We start from the raw sequence: 20,719 nt of genomic DNA, 5'->3' as shown, positions 1-20,719 counted from the left end.
GCTTGGTTAATAACAGGGATTTTACAGTTTCACTTTTGTGTGAAATTCGTTTTATTAGATTTCTGTTATCTGGTCGATTCCTTTAACTTCAAGCGCATTGCATGAAGGACAGGTTCAGTGTAACCACTCGGCTGAGCACAACCTTCAAAAACCAACTGACAAGCAGCTGAGAACGCAATGCTGTTTTCAAAATCATCCGCCATGTTACGGTAATTTGGGTCACCTGCGTTTTGCTCATCAACCACAGCAGCCATGCGCTTCATTGTTGCCATCACTTGCGCCTCATCACAGATACCGTGACGAATCCAGTTTGCAATGTGCTGACTTGAGATACGCAGTGTTGCGCGGTCTTCCATTAAGCCAACATCATTGATGTCTGGCACCTTAGAACACCCAACACCTTGGTCAATCCAGCGCACAACGTAACCCAGAATACCTTGGGTATTGTTGTCAAGTTCACTCTGAATATCTTGAGCAGTCAGCTTTTGGTTACCTAGCAATGGAATCGTTAGAATGTCGTCGACACTCGCCCTTACACGCTCACGAAGCTCTTTTTGACGACTCGGTACGCTCACTTGGTGATAGTGAAGTGCGTGCAGCGTTGCTGCAGTCGGTGATGGAACCCATGCTGTGTTCGCACCCGCTTTAGGATGACCTAACTTAGCTTCCATCATCTTGGCCATGTTGTCTGGTTCTGGCCACATGCCTTTACCAATTTGTGCCTTACCTTGAAGGCCACATGCTAAACCTAGATCGACGTTTTGATCTTCGTACGCGCCAATCCAAGTCATGGTTTTCAACTGTGCTTTTGGAGCAAACGGGCCCGCTTCCATGCTGGTATGAATCTCATCACCTGTGCGGTCTAGGAAACCGGTATTGATGAATACCACACGGTCTTTCGCGGCGCGGATACACTCTTTCAAGTTGACCGAGGTGCGACGTTCCTCATCCATAATGCCGACTTTAATCGTGAAACGCTCAAGACCTAGGGCATCTTCAATTCGACCAAACAACTCATTGGTAAACGCCACCTCTTCAGGGCCATGCATCTTAGGTTTTACGATGTTAATGCTATTGGCAGTCGAGTTTTGGTACGGGCTGTTACCCTTCAAATCATGCATTGCGATAAGCGAAGTAATCATGCCATCCATGATGCCTTCTGGTACTTCATTACCGTTTTCGTCGATGATGGCTGGGTTAGTCATTAGGTGCCCAACATTACGCACAAACAGCATGCTTCGGCCTTTCAGAGAGATCTCTCCGCCGCTAACACTGGTGTACTGACGATCTGGGTTGAGGCTGCGAACAATAGTCTTACCATTCTTCTCAAGCGACTCTTGTAAGTCACCTTTCATCAAGCCTAACCAGTTGCGGTAGGCAAGCGCTTTGTCTTCACCATCTACCGCTGCAACAGAGTCTTCACAGTCCATAATGGTCGTGAGTGCCGCTTCAACCAGAACGTCCTTAACCCCAGCAGCATCTACGCTGCCGATAGGTGCACTCGGGTCAATTTGGATTTCGATATGAAGGTTATTGTGTTTAAGAAGAATACAAGAAGGTGCACTTGCCTCACCTTGGTAACCGATGAACTGGCTGTGCTCGATAAGCGTCACTTCTTCACCGTTCTCTAGCGTTGCCGTCAGAGTATTACCTTTGCTGACATTACTGATGCTGTATTTAGTGACGTCTTTGTGGGAAACACCGTTTAATGGCGCTGCTTCGTCTAGAAACTCGCGAGCGTACGCAACTACTTTGGCACCACGTACAGGGTTGAAGCTACCCCCTTTCTCTGCGCCATCTTCTTCACTGATCACATCCGTGCCGTAAAGAGCATCGTATAGGCTACCCCAACGAGCATTTGCTGCATTAAGAGCAAAACGCGCATTCATGATAGGCACTACAAGTTGCGGACCTGCTTGAGTTGCAATCTCTGGTTCTACGTTTGCTGTGGTGACTTCGAAATCGTCACCTTCTGGAACAAGGTAACCAATCTGCTGTAAGAACTGCTTGTACTCGACCGGATCCAACGCTTGACCAACTCGCTCTTGGTGCCACACATCAATTTGATGCTGAAGGTCATCACGCTTAATCAATAATTCTCGGTTCTTTGGGGCAAGGTCTTTAAGGATATCAGCAAAAGATTGCCAAAAATCTTCGGCGTTGATGCCTGTCCCTGGGATGACCTGTTCATTAATTAACTGGTAGAGGGTGCTATCAATGTTCAAGCTTCCCTGTTGAATACGACTGCTCATAAAATCTCTCTCAAATTAACCGATGACTACTCAATAAACTACGTAACGGACTAAAATTTAGCTAATTTATGCCATTTATATTGAATATTCATAAAAAAAATACCCATAAATCGGGGCTATCCTGTCACGCCGCTCTCTATTTCACTAGCGACACTTTTAATCAAACGACGCATCCATTGATGGTCGGGATTACTCTGCAATAACGGACTCCATGCCATCTTCACCTCAAAAGGTTCAATGGCAAATGGCGCAGGCTTGATCAGCAAATTAGGGTTATCCCTTTGCAGTTGAGCGGCCTTTGTTGGAATCGTCAAAATCAGATTCTTCTGTTGGGCGAAGAGAATGGCCGACAAATAATGTCGCGTGAATACAGTAATGTTTCTCGTTTTACCGATTCGCATTAGTGCCTCATCTATCCACCCCAATTTCTGTGCTTCACTTGGGTTGATCCCGACGCCAGTACCCATTCCCGTCTTACTTACCCAAATATGTTGAGCTTTTAAATACGACAAAAGGCTAAAGTCATCGGCAATTGGGTTGTCACAACTGAACAAACAGGAGAACCCGTCGTGCCAAAGGCTCATCTGATGGAAGGACTGAGGGATGTTGTCAAAACGGTTGATAATAATATCAACGGTGCCCTGTTCTACGTCCTGATAGCTCACGTCACTGGGTGTCATAATATCGAGGCGAATCTTCGGAGCGATCTCACTTAGCCTTCTTAATAATGGCTGAATAATGGTCGATTCTGCGTAGTCGCTCGCCATGATTCGGAACACGCGTTCGCTGTCCTCGGCCCGGAATTCGGTGGTTGGCTGCAATGTCTTCTCTACATTAGCCAAGATATTTCGAATCAACGGCTGAAGCTTTTGAGCACGCTCCGTTGGTATCATCCCTTCACTGGTTCTTACCAATAATGGATCCTCCAAAAGGTCGCGTAATCGACGAAGTCCATTACTCATTGCTGGCTGAGTAATACCCAATTGTTTGGCTGCACGAGTCACGTTTCGCTCTCGCAATAACATGTCTAAATACACAAGTAGATTAAGGTCTATACGAGCAATATTCATATAAAAAATACCGAATATAATAACTATAAATTAACAAAATTATCACATGTGTGATTATTCTTTGTCCATAGCAAAGTTTTAATCCAAGCCAAATTTGGCAAACATACCCCACGTGAAACTAAGGAATAGTTATGTCGCAAATCACACAAGATATCGAAATGATCGAAGTTGCAAAACGTGCTGCTGGTGCTCCATGGGATGCTATCAACCCTGAATCTGCTGCTCGTATGCGTGCTCAAAATAAATTCAAAACCGGTCTAGACATTGCGCAATACACGGCAGACATTATGCGTGCAGATATGGAGGCTTATGACAAAGACAGCTCTCAATACACTCAATCTTTGGGTTGCTGGCACGGTTTTATCGGTCAACAAAAGCTGATTTCAATTAAAAAGCATTTTGGCGGTAAAACAGATCGTCGTTACCTATACCTTTCGGGTTGGATGGTTGCGGCATTACGTTCAGAATTCGGTCCTCTTCCAGACCAATCAATGCACGAAAAAACAACCGTTGCTGGCCTAGTTGAAGAGCTATACACATTCCTACGTCAAGCAGATGCTCGTGAGCTAGGTGGTCTATTCCGTGAATTAGACGCAGCACGTGAAGCAGGTGATGTTGATCTACAAGACTCTATTCAAGACAAAATCGACAACCACGTAACACACGTTGTACCAATCATTGCGGATATCGATGCAGGTTTCGGTAACGCAGAAGCGACTTACCTAATGGCTAAGCAGATGATTGAAGCGGGTGCTTGTTGTCTACAGATTGAAAACCAAGTAGCGGATGAGAAGCAGTGTGGTCACCAAGACGGTAAAGTAACGGTACCTCACGCAGACTTCCACGCGAAATTACGTGCACTTCGTTACGCTTTCCTAGAGCTAGGCATCGACAACGGCATCATCGTTGCACGTACTGACTCACAAGGTGCAGGTCTAACAAAAGAGATCGCGGTAGTGAAAGAGCCAGGTGACCAAGGTGATATCTACAACTCTTACCTAGATGTAGAAGAGATAGATGTAGCAGACATGAAGCAAGGCGACGTTTGCTTCAACCGTGACGGCAAGCTTGTTCGACCTAAGCGTCTACCTTCAGGCCTATACCAATTCCGTCAAGGTACGGGTGAAGACCGCTGTGTATTTGACTGTATTGAAGCAATCAACGCTGGTGCTGACCTACTTTGGATTGAGACTGAGAAACCACACATTGGTCAAATCAAAGAGATGATGGACGGCGTTCGAGCAGTACACCCTAATGCGAAACTGGTTTACAACAACTCTCCATCATTCAACTGGACACTCAACTTCCGTCAACAAGCATACGATGCAATGGTTGAAGCTGGTGAAGACGTTTCTGCATACGACCGCGCTAACCTAATGAGTGCTGAATACGACGAAACTGAATTGTCTAAGCGTGCTGACGAAAAGATCCGCACATTCCAAGCAGATGCATCTCGTGAAGCTGGTATTTTCCACCACCTAATCACGCTACCAACGTACCACACTGCTGCGCTATCTACAGATAACCTAGCGAAAGAGTACTTCGGCGACCAAGGTATGCTGGGCTATGTTGCAAACGTTCAACGTAAAGAGATTCGCCAAGGCATTGCTTGTGTTAAACACCAAAACATGTCTGGTTCAGACATGGGTGATGATCACAAAGAGTACTTTGCAGGTGAGAACGCGCTGAAAGCTGCAGGTGAGTTGAATACTTCACACCAATTTGACTAATCGCTTAACGAGCTTCCTCTCTTCTTCTCCTGGTGAGAGAGGAAGCTCATCTTACTAAGCTTTTATCCCCCGAAAGCTTGGTATCAAATGAATAAAACGCGATTTTTTCAAAAGCCAGATTTGCGTGATAAGCCACTGTTCCTTCCCGCTCTTCTGGCTAAACTAATACCATTCATGTTGTTGAGAGTGCCTATGACTTCTGTACCTACCTACTTACAAGATGCAAAAGAACTGCTAACTGACGATGGCTTTGCAACCGGTGATATTTGGTATCACGGGACCTCTTCAGCCTTACTTGCTTCCATTAAAGGTCAAGGGCTGAAACGCTCTGGAGACAAAGCACTGAATGAAGCAGCGCAGAAAACAATGGCCACGATTGGCAATAACTACACCGAATCGACTGAGCCTGTATTCCTGACTCAAAGTAAAGAGTTGGCTTACTACTGGGCACAACAAACGGTGCGTGAACGTAGCGTACGTTTCGAAGGTGATGAGCAACCTATCGTACTGGCGGTTAACTTATCAGAAAAGCAACGAGCGAAAGTAAGACCGGACGTGGGTGCAATGAGCCTATTAATGATGAGCATCGGCGAAAACTTCATGGCGCACTTAGCTAAGGTATACCAAGAGTGTGGTATTGAAGGACCGGATATTGATCTTCGCTCCGCAGATCGTATGGACTACCAAAATAAGCTCGGCATGGCGTATATCAACGAAGACATCAGCCGCGCATGCATCAGCGAAGTGCTTGAGCCAGAAATGGCTGACTGATTACTATCACATTAAGCCGTATAGAATTAAAAAGAGGACTCATTAAGTCCTCTTTGTCGTTTTGGTGCTGCTAATTTTCTTAGCTAAATCGCCTAAGTAGCTGTCAGACCGCTATTTGGCGCCAATGCTACTTACCACCAATGCTTAGACGCGCGAAGCGCACATCTGGAGCAAAAAAGGTGCGGCTATCATTGCTGAGTTGGCTATTACCTACAGCATCAATTTCTTTAAGCATCTTGTAGAAGTTACCCGCAACCGTAATACCGCGAACAGGTTGGACTCGTTCACCATCTCGACACAAGAAACCACTCGCACCAAATGAGAAGTCACCGCTCACCGCATCTGCTCCCGAATGGACGCCTTGCAGTTCCACCAGCTCTAAGTACTCGCCCGCTTTCACTTCTGTTACGCTACTTTGACCTGTTGCAATCACACGATGGTTTGCTGATACATCAAGGCTCGACTTAGCACCACGCGCAGCACTTGCTGTCGATGTTGCACCTAGGTAGCTCGCTGTTTGGCTGTTATGAAGTAGTGTATTTAACTGACCATCGACAATAATCGCATTGTCTTGAGTCGCAAAGCCTTCGCTATCAAAGCCCGCGATCGCCATGCCATTCGGCATATACGCTTTATCGGTGAACGACAATAGTTCACTCGCGATACCTTGACCTAGCTTGTCGGCGAGTGGCGTAATGCCTTTCATAGCACTCACACCAGAAAATGCACTACCAAACGCGCCGAACAAGCTGCTAAGCGCATTGATGTGGAAAATAGCTGAGTAGTTCCCAGTAGCAACTGGCGCACCATCAAGCAGATCTCGTGCTAGGTTATAACCTTGTTCAATACAGTACGCTGGCTTTAGTTCATCGAAGCGACGACCTACTGACATTTTACCCGCCATCGACTGCTTACCATCTTTCTCAAATAACGTGTAGGCATAACAGTTAAATGAACGCTCAAAATGCTTACACAGAGAACCTTGAGTGTTAGCGATGATCAATTGAGACTCACCATCGCTGTAACCATTGTAAGGCGAGCTCTTCGCATGAGGTTGAGTCACTACACCTTGCTCAAGTGCCAAAGAGAGTTCGATTTTTTCATCAACTGACGTCGTGTCTTGTTGAGCAATCTCAGCCACATCCGTCGTAATTGTGCTGCTTACACAACTGATGGTTTGATGCTCATCCTGCTTAGAAAAACGAGCACTCTGCAATGCATTCGTCAGCAGTAGATCAAGGCTTGGTTGCTCTAGCGATTCCGAGTAACTGGTCGCGACACGTGCATCTTTGACCACACGCACACCCAGAACTTGGCTTGAGCTCACTTTATATTCATCAAGCTGGCCTTGGTTCGCTTTAAGCGAGAAACTATTACTGCTGTTAACGATAACGTCTGCTTCCGCACCTTGGCGTTTCGCTTCAGCAAGTACGTATTCAACGGCATTAAGAAGTTGTTGTTCTTGGCTCATTAGTTACCGCCTCCTACTAGGATGTTATCGACCTTCAACGTAGGTTGACCAACCGTCGTCGGTACCGAACCACTCACCGAACCACACATGCCCGGTGCTAACGCCATATCTTTTCCAACCATGCTGATCTCTTTCAGCACTTTAGGGCCAGTGCTAATCAAAGTCGCTGTCTTCAATGGCTTGGTGACCTTACCATTCTCAATCAAGTAAGCTTCACGGACCGCAAAGTTAAATTCTCCAGTGCCCGGCTGAACAGAACCTCCGCCCAGCTTCTTCGCGTAGATACCGCGTTCAATACCTGCGAACATCTCATCAAGAGTATGTTCACCCTCTTCAATGAAGGTATTACGCATACGAGACGTTGGCGCGAACTTGTAGTTTTGACGACGACCCGATCCCGTCGGTTCATAGCCAGTTTTCATGCCGCCCATTTTGTCGACCATAAAGCTGGTGAGCTTACCGTCTTTGATCAGCTGAGTACGCTGTGTCGGCATACCTTCGTCATCAACGTGAATGGAGCCCCACTCATTGGTCATGGTGCCATCGTCCACTGCATTTACCGCGGTATGCGCGATCATTTCGCCCATTTGGTCATGGAATACAGACGCTTTCTTAGCAACAGAAGTCGTCTCTAGTAAGTGACCACACGCTTCATGGAAAATAACTCCACCAAAACCATTACCAATCACTACTGGCATTTCACCAGACGGACAAACATCCGCACCCAGTTTAATTAGGGCTTGCTGGGCAATACTTTGACCAAGTTCTTTAGCATCTAACTGCTCACTAAACTCCCAACCAGCAAGTGCGCCCGGACCTTCCATACCAGAAGACTGCTCAGTACCCTTTTGCGCAACAGTGTTACCCGAAACACGAATGTAGTGGCGAGTATCGTCAACGTGAAGGCCTTCTGAGTTGAAGATTGAGACTTGCTGCTCGCGTTGAAGCGCACTGCCGATAAACTGGCTGATGTACTCGCTTTCCGCACGCGCCGCTTTGTCCACTTGCAGTAAGAACGCAATTTTTGAATCGAGGTTCGCGTCTTTGCTCAATGGCATACGACAGCCATGCTGTACTGGGTAACGGTTCAGATTCAGAGCACCTGCAGAAGCAATTTGCTCACGTTTATCTTTTGCCGCCAGCAGGGATGTTACGCGTTTTAGTTCATTCTCATCGGTACTGTTGGTGTAGCCATAAAGGACTTTATGACCGAAGAAGAGGCGGATACCGATACCAAAATCGATGCCCGAGTTAACCTTGTCCACTTCACCAGACGCAATTTGTACGCTGCTGGTTTGGTGGTGTTCAACGAATAGCTCTGCGAAATCAGCCCCTAAAAAGAGAGCGTGATCGATCACCGCTTTCGCCGTTACAGAATTAAGCATGAAATCTCCTTGCTCGTTGATATTCCTAGCCAATCTAGCCTACGCATCAGCGCCTCTTCATTATGCGATTCAATCGTTTACGGCACCGAAGACATGTTGGCAATGCGTGAAACTTTAACATTATTTTTAGGGCGTGTTGACCTTTCGTGGTTAAGTTTTGTTCGGATGGGGACGCCTAGTCAAAAGCGTTTTAATCGCGGCGAGGGGGAAGTAGCCTAGTCATTCTAAGCAAATCCCCCTCAACAAAGAGTAAAACGCTTTTAGCCGAACCCTTCGGGCAGCGTTTGCTGGTCATTTCTACTGCGTTATCGGCTTTTCATGTAGGCTAGCTACACATCAAAACCTCTGCCTTGTAGAAATACCCAGCAACTCGCTGCAAAAATCAGCTCGAAAGATCAACACGCCCTAGTGTATGCTCTAAACAAAGCCGAATTTATTAAGTTACTAAAAAGCTAAATTCTTTACACCGAGTGTAAAAACCCTGAATGGTAAGCGATAACTTGATCCGCTAAAGGGGAGCACCGCCCTTAGTTCAACAGCATTTAAAAGACTTCCAATGAGCGCCATCACTACGAGGGGCAAGGGCTCTGCGAATCTCAAAGCAATGTAAACCTCATCTCTTTCATAACTATCTCTCGATGCACAGAGCCAAAACTCGGAACAAAATAGGTAACGCTTTATACCTCATTTACGCCGGTAATCAGCGCTAAAATAGTCATCAGAAAGACAGCGAGACCGAATCCGGAGTAGCCAGTATGAATGATGACGCCAAACACCTTCTTGACCAGCTTTGTGCTGAATACGATGCCCTTTCTAAGACCTACCAATCTCGACCGTTTCCCGAGTTTTCCGAAACCATACACACCGAGTTTGGTCATTGCTTCGTACGCTGCCCTGTGGGAAGCCAGCGCTTCAGCATTGTGTCGGTGAACTTCTCCCCCTCTGTCCGCAGTCAAGGTGTGCTGACTGAGTTCATCGAGTATGTAAAACGCTCGCCTTACCACTATCGAGGAATTGAAGTCGCCATCATCGAAAACAAAAGGTTGGCGCAGCATCTATTGTCACTCGGTTGGCGATACAAATCTCTGTTCACCAAACTCTTTCGCTCTAAAACACCAACGTTAGTACAAGATTTTTAGACTCTACTACTGTCTATCACAGGCATAACTCTCATGACTTCAGATGAGAGATCTACCGCAATTTACCCACCAATACCGGCTCAAGAAAAGTCGCTAAGTTTGATTAGCAAGTCATTAATTATTCGGGCTTAATCGCACCACTCTCCTCGTTTGTGAACTAAAATTTTAAGTAACTCAATCTATAAGCGTTACTGCTAAAACAAACCCTAGGGAGAGATGATGGAAAGGCCACTCGTCGCACTTAAACGTGCCAGTAAAAGCTTTGTCGATGGCAAAGAAGACCATCAAGTACTAGAAGGTGTCGACTTTGCACTCGAGACAGGTTCAAGTGTGGCGTTAACAGGAGCCAGTGGTAGTGGGAAAAGCACCCTACTGAATATGATTGCTGGATTTGAACCGCTCTCTTCTGGTGAGCTATGGCTTGATGGCGATAACACCAAACTCTGGAAAGACCCACACTGGAGTCAATTCCGCCATCAAAAACTCGGCGTAATCTTTCAGCAATTCAACCTATTAACGCCCCTGAATGTAAAACAGAACATCGCCTTCCCACTGCACTTGAATCAACAACAATGGAATGACTGGTGTGACTATTTGGTCGAGACACTTGGCATCAGCCAACTGCTCGAACGACATGTATCTGCGCTATCCGGCGGCCAACAGCAACGCGTAGCCATCGCACGAGCACTGGCACACCAACCCAAACTGCTGCTCGCCGATGAGCCAACAGGCAACCTCGATCAAAAAGCCGGTATCGAAGTGATGAAACTACTGAGTGAAATCACAACCCAAGGAAACACAGCAGTTCTACTTGTCACCCACAGCAATGACTGCGCCGACTTTATGCAAACACGCCTGCGCCTTGAAAACAGTGAGCTGCATAACGATCAGCGAGTGCGTCCACAAAGCCAAAGCGGCCTCTCACATGAAGCACGCTAGAGTTAACGCTTTCAAATTAAATCATACTAAGCTTGCGCTGAATCTGTTTGCCGCTCACTATCGGCAAGCGCCCCTTCAAGCTGCCGCTATTTTGATTGGCATTGTATTAGCCGTGACTCTATTTGTTGCAGTACAAGCCATCAACCTCAACGCTAAGCGCAGCTATGCTGAATCCACTGAACAACTGAGTGCGCAAGCGCAGAACCTAATTATTCCACCAGCAGGGCAAAACTACTTACCGGAGTCACTTTACTTCACTCTCAGACAACAAGGATTGAGCGCTGCGCTGCCTGTAATTGAAGGAAGAGTGAGAGATGATCAAGGTCGCCGTTGGTCGATACAAGGCAGTGGACTGATCACTGCGATCACATCACGTTCGCGATACGCATCTAACAATGATTACAACGTTTCTCTGTTCGATAGCCTACTCCCGCTTCCAGACCTGTTAGCGAGCGAGCCAATCGTGATGATGAGCCAGTCGCAATACCGAAATATCGGCGAACCCGACACATTGGTATTGGACGACATTAAAACGCAAGTCGCGGTTTTGCCCGATAAATGGCAGCTCGGTAGCAGAATGTTGATGGATATTGGGTTTGCGCAGAAGTTGCTCAATAAACAAGGCCAACTCAGTTACATCGCCGTTTTCGATTTAGGGAATGACACTCAAGCCGCTTGGCAAAAATACATTAGCGACCAAGGGCAATGGATAACCAACAATCAAAGCACCGATTTAGGCTCTCTTACCGACAGCTTTCACCTCAATCTAACGGCAATGAGTTTGCTCGCATTCCTAGTCGGACTATTCATCGCCTACAACGGCGTAAAATACAGCTTACTCAAACGTAACCGACTGATCGTGCAAATTCAGCAAGCCGGAATAGCACCCTTTCGAGTCCTCTCAGCCTTATTGGTCGAGCTCACCATCTTAGTGGCTATTGGTGCCTCAATTGGCTTTGTTCTGGGTATGCAACTCAGCCATTGGCTGCACCCAACAGTTGCGCTTACCTTAGAGCAACTTTATGGTGCGACGCTACTGCCGGGAACGTGGCAGTGGCAATGGTGGGCTCAAGCTCTACTACTCACTTTGGCAGCAACACTGCTTGCGTGTTGGCAGCACTTTAAACAGCGAGTGCAACAACCGCTCTCTTCCCATGGCGGATATTACCAAGCCCCAGATTCATCCAATGAAAACCAACTATTTATTGCTGGCGCGCTACTCACCATTATCGCGTTAACAGGGCTTTGGCTTAGCGAGCATCACCGTTTCACTATGGCATGGTTAGGTCTATTAGTAGTGTCGATTCCTCTATACCTTCCGAAAACACTGATGGTATTAGCGATTTGGTGTGAACAACGCACACGTTCCGGGTTAATGCAGTATCTGTTTGCAGAGCTGCGAGAGCTTATCTCCCCTCTTTCTCTGGCGATGATGGCACTGCTGCTTGCCGTGACCGCCAACATGGGGATGAATACCCTAGTTGGCAGCTTTGAATCAACACTCAAACAGTGGCTTGAACAACGACTTCATGCTGACATCTATGTCAGCCCGTCTCAAGGGGAAATCGCCAATGTTGAGCTAGCTTTAGAACAGTTTGAGAACGTCCAAACTGTATATAAACAGTACTACGTCGACGACAACCTATATGGCTTACCCATTTTGCTCGGCACCAAAGACGAAGACACTCTAGAGCAGACCATGGTATTTCAATCTCGGCTTGATGACTTTTGGTCACGTTTCTATCAAGGTGAAGTCGTCGCCATTAGTGAGCCAACTGCAGTGAAACTTGGGTTATCACTTGCAAGTGAATTTAAGCTCGACGCGATTCCAAACAAAGCACTCACAGTTGGCGCTGTTTTCCATGATTACGGGTCCCCAAATGGCGAAATACTCTTAGCGTCTCAACTTTGGCGAGAAAGCGGTTTTACTGATTTACCTACCAGCCTTGGTATTAAAGTCTCCGGCAATCCAAAGTTGGTTTATGAGCAGTTACGTAAAGATCTCAACCTGCACCCAAGTCAGCTCTATGACCAAGCGCAGATCAAATCCATCGCCTTAGATATATTCTCGCAGACGTTTGCCATCACCCGAGCGTTAAACGGCGTTACATTGATGGTTGCTGTGATCGGCCTGTTCACCGCCTGTTTTATGTTGCTCGATGCGCGCAAAGCCGCGATCGCAAGGTTGTATGCACTTGGTGTGAATCGTAAAAAGCTGATGACGATGGTGATCGGGCAGATTGCCGCTCTGGTTAGTTTTACTCTGGTGATCGCCTTACCATTAGGCGCTTTGGTCGGTTATGTACTCACGGATATTGTTACCCTGCGCGCCTTTGGTTGGAGCTTGAACTACCTATGGAATTGGAGTGATGCACTGAGCATGGCTGCCGTGACCATTGTGGTCGGCGTGATTGCCACCCTGATACCGCTTTGGCGGTTAGTCAGTAAACCTGTCGTCTCCAGTCTGCAAAGTGAGGTTTTGTAATGATTCACCCCATCAAACTCTGCGCACTTATGTTACTTGCTCTGGCACTGGTTGGTTGCGAAGAGCAGCAACCTCAAACCATGGGAACACTATTGGCAAGTGCTGAAAGCAACCAATCACAAGATGACCAGTTCACTCCCGTTACAAAAGGAGTTGAAATCCACTTCCCAGCAGACCACCAAGCCCATCCCGACTTTCGCCATGAATGGTGGTATTTGACCGCCAATTTAACCGATGAAGATGGGCAATCACTCGGTGTACAGTGGACCCAATTTCGCTTTGCCGCCGCCCCACCATCTAATTCAAACGAAACCAAGAAAACGCAATGGCAAAGCAGCCAGATCTACATGGCGCACGGTGCTGTCACTACGCAGAAAAAGCACTACGCAGATGAAAAATGGTCTCGTGAACACGCCGCTTTGGCAGGTGTCGATACTTCGCCATTTCGTGTTTATCTCGATGATTGGCAATGGACATCATCGACCGAAGATCTTTTCCCAGCCACGTTAAATGCAAGATCTGAACAGTTCGGCTACTCGCTCACTCTCAACAGTAGCGCGCCTTATCAAAAGCAAGGTAAGCAAGGATACAGCATGAAAAGTGCCGATGGGCAGGTGGCTTCCTACTACTACAGTCAACCGTTTATTGATGTTTCTGGAGAAGTCACCATTGATGGCAACACGCATCAAGTTTCCGGCAAAGGTTGGATAGATAGAGAGTGGAGCTCGCAGTTCTTGCTTGATTCACAACAGGGCTGGGATTGGTTTGCATTAAGGCTTGATGATGAAACCAGCCTAGTGGTATTCCAACTTCGCGACTCTGAAACAGGAAGCGCAAGTTACTCTAATGCACGCTTAATGCATCAAGACGGTTCAGGTACAGCCATTACACAAGATGAGATTGTAATGCGTGTAAAAGAATACACGGAAATCGACAACCGAGACTACCCAACGGAGTGGACAATCTCGATTCCAAATTACAAAATTGAACTTACCGTTTCGGCACTCAACCCCAACGCAAAAATGCCGCTGTCAGTCCCATACTGGGAAGGCCCAGTCACCATCCAAGGCTCCCACTCTGGGGCTGGGTATATGGAGCTGACGGGTTATTGACTAAGGGCATTAGATTTTGGGTTTATGCCGTTTATCGTCAATTTGACTCCTCTCTTGTGTTGAATGGGACCAAGAAAATGCAAATTATTGTCGAGATATCTCCATTTTCTTACAACAATCGGTTCTTATACTGCTCTGGTGTTTGTCCGGAGTACTTCTTAAACATAGAGATGAAAGGGCTGGCTTGGTTATAGCCTAAGGTGAGAGCGACCTCTTTTACCGATTGACCATTACGTAGAAGATCCATTGAGTAAAGATAACGGACGCGTAAGCGCCATTCGGTGAAACTCATCCCCAGTTCGCTTTGACAATGGCGCGACAAGGTGCGTTCTGTGGTATGAACGCGCTCTGCCCAATCCTTAAGAGAAATTTCATCGGTGGGATTCTCCTCAATCGCCGCAAGGATTGGGGCTAGATATTTGTTATCGGTTGATGGTAAAAAGTGGTGTTCAACTTGTCGCTCTGCCAATTGATCAAGCAGCACTTGCACTAAACGTTTGTCTGGTTCGCGTTCTGCAACATTGATATTCCTTTCACGAAAATCATCGATAATCGACGACACGATCGGTGTGATCTTTATTAGGCTGGTCTTTTCTGGCAAGTGTTGTGTCAGCTCAGGTGCAATGTTCAAGGAACAGTAATCCAGTGGTTTACGATTATAGCTACAGTGCATAACGCCAGCTGGTACCCAAATGGCAAGATGAGGTGGTGCTAAGAAACGCGTTCCTTCCGCTTCCATCTCTAAGATTCCACCACTAATCAGTTGTACTTGTCCCCAAGGATGGCTGTGAACTCGGGTTTCTGTATTAGAGAGAAACGCTTCGAAATTCATAAATACGTTGGATGGTGCCTTATCAATTGATAAGGAAGGGTGAAGATTTCTTGGATGTTTTTTCAAACTTGTCTTCCTATCGCGTTCGATGTCTTTTTAAAGATATCTGTTATTGTAACGACCTGTCAAACTATGCACATTAACTCATTCTGCGATGGAGCTCACATGTCATATCTTCTGCCATTTTTTACTGTTTGTATTTGGGGTGCCAATGCCATTGTAAATAAGATGGCAGCGAGCGTTATCGAGCCAAGCGCAATGAGTTTCTTTCGTTGGTTTGTCGCTATGCTCATTCTTACACCTTTCTGTTTGCCAAGTGCCATTAAACAGTGGCCTGCCATTAAGCCGAATCTGACCAAGCTAGCCTTTCTTGCCTTGCTGGGAATGGTGCTGAATCAATCTCTTGGCTACTACGCGGGCCTCACGACCAGTGCATCAAACATGGCTCTAATTACGTCATTAGTGCCGTTGATTAGCATCTTCTTGAGCGTTCCTCTGCTGCACAAGTCCATTTCAGGACTAAGCATTGTCGGTGGCGGACTATCGCTATCGGGCTTGGCGTTTATGCTAGGTAAAGGTGACCCACTGTTTTTCTTACACCAAGAGCTCACCCAAGGTGATGGCTATATGTTGATTGCCGCTCTTGTTTACGCCGCTTACTGTGTACTACTTAAACGTTGGAAGATGCCGGTAAGTAACTGGGTAGTGATCTACATGCAAGGCCTATTTGCGGTCGCTATGTTAACACCACTATGGTTATCGAGTGCTCAACTGGCGCCTTCTCAAGAGTCACTGCCACTTATCGCCTACGCTGCAATCGCCGGCTCAGTACTGGCTCCTTGGATGTGGGTAAAAGCGATCGATGCGATTGGCGCAGACTCGAGTGCTATGTTCATGAACTTACTACCTGTTGTCGCAGTCGTCCTTGCAGCCACTTGGCTCGGTGAAACGATTCATGATTATCACTTAATGGGCGGCATCATGGTTATCTCTGGCGTCATTATGGCGCAGATAAAAAGAAAATCCGTGGTCAAAGGCGCGATTCCGCAACAGGGTTAGCATTCAACACTCAGGCTTCAATTTGAGGCGAATGTAGTTCCAATATACTTACGTTTAGAAGCGAAATGAACCACTGCGTTTGTTTCGCTTTTTCTTTTTGAATCAGACTAGAGCTCCATCCTGTTGTCAATCATTAATAGCCTTACTATTTATTGTTGCAATATTGTAATTATTCCTTTTTAATGCATAAAGTTCTGTTTAAGTCGTCAAGGAATTACAATGACTAAATCACCTCTATCTATCGCTCTCCCCACTCTGCTAGCTTTGGGTACTACTTCTGCTATCGCTGCACAGGTTCCATCAAATGCCTTACTAGCCGACGAGCAATATTTTGTTCGTGGTAATGGTGCAGAACCCAACACATTAGATCCAACATTTGTTAACTCAGGCATGCCGGGGGATATCATCGTCAATGACATGTTTGAAGGCTTCGTGATTGAGAATCGCGACGGACAAATCATCCCAGGACAAGCTAAAGATTGGCATTTCAGCAATGACGGCAAAACCGTCACCTTTACTCTGAAAAAAGGACTTCAGTGGTCAAACGGTTCACCAGTTACAGCTGATGATTTCGTATTTGCGTGGCAACGCGCTGTGAATCCTAAGACTGGTAATAACACTAGCTTCGTATTTAGAACAGCCAACATTGTCAATGCTGAAGAGATCATCGCCGGCGAAAAAGATCCATCAGAACTGGGAATTAAGGCTCTCAACCCACTAACTATTGAAATCAACCTAAGTAAACCTACGCCTTACTTCATGAGCTTAATGAGTATTAAAACCTTCTTTCCCGTTCCAAGCGAACTGGTTAAAGAGAAAGGTGATCGCTGGACCCGAGCAGAAAATATCGCGACAAACGGAGCATACAAATTATCTGAATGGGTCCCAAATGAGTACGTTAAGGTTAAACGTAACCCGAAATATTGGGACAACGATGCCACGGTTATAAATGGTGTAACTTACCTAGGTTTGTCATCGCAAAATGCTGAACTGATTCGCTATCAATCTGGCGAGATTGATATGACCAATAGAGTTCAACTGGAATACTACCAGAAGCTGATTAAAGAGAATCCAGATCAAATCAAGGCGCAAGCTCTACTCGGTTCTTATGTCTATTCGTTTAATACTCGCCAAGCACCTTTCGATAACCTGAAAGTTCGTCAGGCATTGAGTATGGCGGTGAACCGCGAGATCTTAGTTGATAAAATCACAGGGCAAGGTGAACCAGAAGCATACAGTGTCACACCAAATAATATTCCAAACTACCAAGCACCAAAGTCAGACTTTAAACATTTAGATGCCAAGCAAAGACTGAGTAAAGCAAAGCAACTTCTTGAAGAAGCCGGTTACGGCAAAGAAAAACCACTTGAGTTTACGTTGACCTATAACACCAGCGAGAACCACAAGAAGATTGCACTGGCCATCGCTTCAATGTGGAAGCCACTGGGTGTGAAGGTTAAATTAGAAAACATGGAGTGGAAAGCTTATGTCGCAGCAAAAAGCTCAGGCGACTACCAACTGGCTCGCTCTTGGGCGTTTGGAGACTACCCAGAACCGTCTGCTCTGCTTGAGGGTTTTACCTGCGGGCACACCGCCAATGAAAGCGGCTATTGCAATCCAGAATTCGATAATTTGATAAAGCAAGCAAGCCTAATAACTAAGCAAGATGAGCGCTTCAAAGTGTACCAACAAGCCGAAGTGCTACTCAATGAATCTGCTGTCGTTATCCCTCTTTATCACTACAACCATACTCGCTTAGTTCGTAACTCCTTGAAAGGTTTACCAGTGAATAATCCGAAAGGAAACATCTACGCGAAAGACTTATATTTCGTGGCGGGACAATAAAATGGTATGGCAACATCCATACAATAAGTACAAGTAACGCTTTAGTTACCCGAATAAACAATGGTTAATTGGCTGTAAGAAAGAGGCTAGCGAATTAGTCCAATCATCAAAGACACCGAGCTCAATACTCGGTGTTTTTTTATATCTGCCCCAGTTAATTCTCCTAATACCTATTGCGTCGATATTTCCCCGCTCAACCCGAAAACTCTGCTTTTAATTCGTACGACTAAAGTATATGTTATTGGTAAGTAACATAGTTGTTGCAGTACAACATAAGAATAAAAAGGACTAAAAATGAGCAGTAGTCAAAATGGAAAGCGCGACGTAACCCTGCGTTTTTTAGCGGAGCCCGGAGATGTAAACTTTGGTGGTAAAGTTCACGGTGGTGCCGTGATGAAATGGATCGATTTAGCAGCATACGCTTGTTCAGCAGGTTGGAGTGGCAAATACTGTATTACGGCCTATGCCGGTGGTATTCGTTTTGTTGCGCCGATCCACGTAGGTAACTTGGTCGAAGTCAGTGCAAAAGTCATCTACACAGGTTCCTCTTCAATGCATATCGCGATTGATGTACAAGCCAGCGACCCCAAAAACCTTAAGAACCGCCTAACGACCCACTGTATTGTTATCATGGTTGCGGTTGATGAAAACGGCTTACCAACCAAAGTGCCAGAGTGGGTACCAGAAACCCAAGAAGATATTGAGTTACGCGACTCTGCCGTTCGCCTCATGAACATGCGTAAAGAGATTGGCGAAGAGATGGAAGCGCACGTCAAATATCTGAAATAAATCTTAGGGTTACACACTTAACCATTGAGTGTGTAACTTCACTTTCTCTGTTCTTTCATTGTTCAAGTCATGAGTCTGTAAAATATTATAATTGTAATAAAGTCGTCATTTAGCTCTGCTTAAATACTGCCATCTATCATGGACACGACTGTATTTCTGGAGCACCTCTTGAGCGTTACGCGCACTACTTTGAGTGAATCAACCCTAAACAATCTTAAGGCAGTTGAGTATCAATGGGTAAGAACCCTTTACGTAGAAGGCTACAACAACGAAGAGATCAATCACTATATTCAAACCTGTTTTGGTGGCGATAATACCTTCGCAGACCTCTTTAGACGCGTCGCATTAGACCAAGAGAGTATCTACGTTCTACTGCAACACCTTGGTTGCGCTCCTTCCAACAGAGAATTCTAACCTAATAGATTTCAGGCGTTTATATATAGCAAACTATTGATAAGCGCCTACTCCCCTTACTGATTTCACTTTCAAACTGACTTGCCAGACAATTTTTATGCAACATTAATCACTGTTACATGGCTTTCATTGAAGTCTTCCGCAGTGAGCTTTGACCAAAGTATCAATTCCCATTCGTCTATTTATACTGACTGTACAACTAGAGGGTATGATGATCGACTGATGAGTATTGTTATCAAAACAATGTGCAAAGCATCTCTTCTCACACAAGCCAAGAAGCTCTTGAAGAGCGGTAAGGTCATCTGAAAAGACCGAATTTTTTCAGATATAAAAAAACCCAAGTAAATACCTGGGTTAGAGTTACAAAAACCACTAATCATTGAATAGCGTAAGGAACCTGATTAGTAGCCAGCTATGCGTAACCTGAGGGTTATTTTTATTACTGATCGGCGGCCAAACCAAAATGATGTAATAAAAATGCCAATATAGAGCGACTTTGCGGTCGCTCTTTGTCTTTCTTATAAGCCCTAGCTTATCCTTTTACACCACCTGCCGTCAAACCACCAACTAACCAACGTTGTGCTAATAGGAAGACGATAGTGATAGGAAGTGCCGATAATACTGCTGCTGCCGCAAAGTCACCCCATAGGTAGTTTTGTGGGTATAGATACTGCTGCATACCAACCGCTAGCGTGTAAGAGTTCACGTCTGAAAGCAGGATAGATGCAACCGGAACCTCACCGACAACACCGATAAACGATAGAATAAATACTACCGCTAGAATAGGCACTGACAGTGGCAATAGTACCAAACGGAATGCTTGCCACGGCGTCGCACCATCGAGTGCTGCCGCTTCTTCTAGAGAAGTATCAATCGTTTCAAAGTAACCTTTGATTGTCCAAACGTGCAGTGCAATACCCCCTAGGTAAGAGAAGATAAGACCACCGTGTGTGTTCAAGCCTAAGAAAGGAATGTACTGACCTAGTTTGTCGAACAAAGCGTAGATTGCAACCAGTGCAAGTACCGCTGGGAACATCTGGAAAATCATCATCGCTTTTAGAATCGTCTCTTTGCCTTTAAAGCGCATACGAGCGAATGCGTAAGCCGATGTTGTAGACAGTGCCACAATCAGGATTGATGTGATACCTGCAACTTTTACTGAGTTCCATAGCCAAGTTAATACTGGGAATGGAGGTGGTGTTACCGAGCCGTCTGCGTTAGTTACTGGGATACCCAGTGCCAGTTTCCAGTGCTCCAGTGATGGGTTCTCTGGAATCAAGCTACCTGTTGCAAAGTTACCTTCACGGAACGAGATCGCGATGATCATCAGTAGTGGGAAGATAATCAGTGCTAGGAAGCACCACAGCGCAATATGCGTTGCCCACACTCGGTATTTCAGGCTTTTACCTTGTACCATAGCCATTGT

Annotated in this window: 16 protein-coding genes; 10 read left to right on the top strand and 6 right to left on the bottom strand. The window is 45.9% G+C overall.

Going from position 1 to position 20,719, the window contains the following annotated elements:
• Nucleotides 1-65 precede the first annotated feature (65 nt).
• Nucleotides 66-2,252 carry a malate synthase G gene (locus vsple_RS19105; RefSeq protein WP_261883441.1) on the bottom strand — a complete coding sequence of 729 codons (2,187 nt, stop codon included), beginning with the start codon at nt 2,250-2,252 and terminating at the stop codon, nt 66-68.
• A gap of 116 nt (nt 2,253-2,368) precedes the next feature.
• Nucleotides 2,369-3,322, bottom strand: a complete 954-nt coding sequence (locus vsple_RS19100; protein WP_032550470.1) for a LysR family transcriptional regulator — start codon at nt 3,320-3,322, stop codon at nt 2,369-2,371.
• Between the two features lie 131 nt (nt 3,323-3,453).
• On the opposite strand from vsple_RS19100, the gene vsple_RS19095 reads away from it, so the two are divergent.
• Both vsple_RS19095 and vsple_RS19090 read left to right on the top strand, forming a co-directional pair.
• On the top strand, nt 3,454-5,052 hold the full coding sequence (locus tag vsple_RS19095) for an isocitrate lyase (RefSeq protein WP_261883440.1): 1,599 nt from the start codon (nt 3,454-3,456) through the stop codon (nt 5,050-5,052).
• A 192-nt stretch (nt 5,053-5,244) separates the two neighbouring features.
• Nucleotides 5,245-5,823 (top strand): hypothetical protein, encoded by a 579-nt coding sequence (locus tag vsple_RS19090; protein ID WP_152469844.1) that lies wholly within the window; start codon nt 5,245-5,247, stop codon nt 5,821-5,823.
• A 127-nt stretch (nt 5,824-5,950) separates the two neighbouring features.
• On the opposite strand, the gene vsple_RS19085 is transcribed toward vsple_RS19090, so the two are convergent.
• Both vsple_RS19085 and vsple_RS19080 read right to left on the bottom strand, forming a co-directional pair.
• The gene (locus vsple_RS19085; RefSeq protein ID WP_261883439.1) at nt 5,951-7,294 is read right to left on the bottom strand and encodes a TldD/PmbA family protein; all 1,344 of its coding nucleotides are present in this window, start codon (nt 7,292-7,294) and stop codon (nt 5,951-5,953) included.
• The gene (locus vsple_RS19080; RefSeq protein WP_261883438.1) at nt 7,294-8,679 is read right to left on the bottom strand and encodes a TldD/PmbA family protein; all 1,386 of its coding nucleotides are present in this window, start codon (nt 8,677-8,679) and stop codon (nt 7,294-7,296) included. Before vsple_RS19080 ends, vsple_RS19085 begins: the two co-directional genes overlap by 1 nt.
• A 755-nt stretch (nt 8,680-9,434) precedes the next feature.
• Between vsple_RS19080 and vsple_RS19075 the strand changes: the two genes are divergently transcribed.
• The 4 genes from vsple_RS19075 (at nt 9,435) to vsple_RS19060 (ending at nt 14,354) form a co-directional block, all read left to right on the top strand.
• Complete coding sequence (locus tag vsple_RS19075) at nt 9,435-9,818, top strand: hypothetical protein (RefSeq protein WP_261883437.1); 384 nt, start codon at nt 9,435-9,437, stop codon at nt 9,816-9,818.
• A gap of 219 nt (nt 9,819-10,037) precedes the next feature.
• Nucleotides 10,038-10,757 carry an ABC transporter ATP-binding protein gene (locus vsple_RS19070; protein ID WP_261884019.1) on the top strand — a complete coding sequence of 240 codons (720 nt, stop codon included), beginning with the start codon at nt 10,038-10,040 and terminating at the stop codon, nt 10,755-10,757.
• Nucleotides 10,744-13,242: an ABC transporter permease gene (locus vsple_RS19065; RefSeq protein ID WP_261883436.1), complete on the top strand. Its 2,499-nt coding sequence runs from the start codon at nt 10,744-10,746 to the stop codon at nt 13,240-13,242. Before vsple_RS19070 ends, vsple_RS19065 begins: the two co-directional genes overlap by 14 nt.
• A complete protein-coding gene (locus vsple_RS19060) occupies nt 13,242-14,354 on the top strand; it encodes a lipocalin-like domain-containing protein (RefSeq protein WP_261883435.1) in 1,113 nt (370 codons plus the stop codon). Before vsple_RS19065 ends, vsple_RS19060 begins: the two co-directional genes overlap by 1 nt.
• A 109-nt stretch (nt 14,355-14,463) precedes the next feature.
• On the opposite strand, the gene vsple_RS19055 is transcribed toward vsple_RS19060, so the two are convergent.
• Nucleotides 14,464-15,252: an AraC family transcriptional regulator gene (locus tag vsple_RS19055; protein ID WP_255232123.1), complete on the bottom strand. Its 789-nt coding sequence runs from the start codon at nt 15,250-15,252 to the stop codon at nt 14,464-14,466.
• 99 nt (nt 15,253-15,351) lie between these two features.
• Between vsple_RS19055 and vsple_RS19050 the strand changes: the two genes are divergently transcribed.
• The 4 genes from vsple_RS19050 (at nt 15,352) to vsple_RS19035 (ending at nt 19,293) form a co-directional block, all read left to right on the top strand.
• A complete protein-coding gene (locus vsple_RS19050) occupies nt 15,352-16,245 on the top strand; it encodes a DMT family transporter (RefSeq protein WP_261883434.1) in 894 nt (297 codons plus the stop codon).
• 219 nt (nt 16,246-16,464) lie between these two features.
• Nucleotides 16,465-18,090 (top strand): peptide ABC transporter substrate-binding protein, encoded by a 1,626-nt coding sequence (locus tag vsple_RS19045; RefSeq protein WP_261883433.1) that lies wholly within the window; start codon nt 16,465-16,467, stop codon nt 18,088-18,090.
• A gap of 294 nt (nt 18,091-18,384) precedes the next feature.
• The gene (locus vsple_RS19040) at nt 18,385-18,879 is read left to right on the top strand and encodes an acyl-CoA thioesterase (protein ID WP_255232125.1); all 495 of its coding nucleotides are present in this window, start codon (nt 18,385-18,387) and stop codon (nt 18,877-18,879) included.
• Nucleotides 18,880-19,047: 168 nt separating this feature from the next.
• Nucleotides 19,048-19,293, top strand: coding sequence for a hypothetical protein (locus tag vsple_RS19035; protein WP_255232126.1), 246 nt, complete (start codon nt 19,048-19,050; stop codon nt 19,291-19,293).
• A 532-nt stretch (nt 19,294-19,825) separates the two neighbouring features.
• On the opposite strand, the gene malG is transcribed toward vsple_RS19035, so the two are convergent.
• Nucleotides 19,826-20,716, bottom strand: coding sequence for a maltose ABC transporter permease MalG (gene malG / locus vsple_RS19030; RefSeq protein WP_255232127.1), 891 nt, complete (start codon nt 20,714-20,716; stop codon nt 19,826-19,828).
• Between the last annotated feature and the right edge of the window lie 3 nt (nt 20,717-20,719).

It is taken from the genome of Vibrio pelagius (genome assembly GCF_024347575.1).
Classification (GTDB): Bacteria; Pseudomonadota; Gammaproteobacteria; order Enterobacterales; family Vibrionaceae; genus Vibrio; species Vibrio pelagius.
Note: the sequence above shows the minus strand (reverse complement) of the source record. Positions and strands in the feature narration are given on the sequence as shown.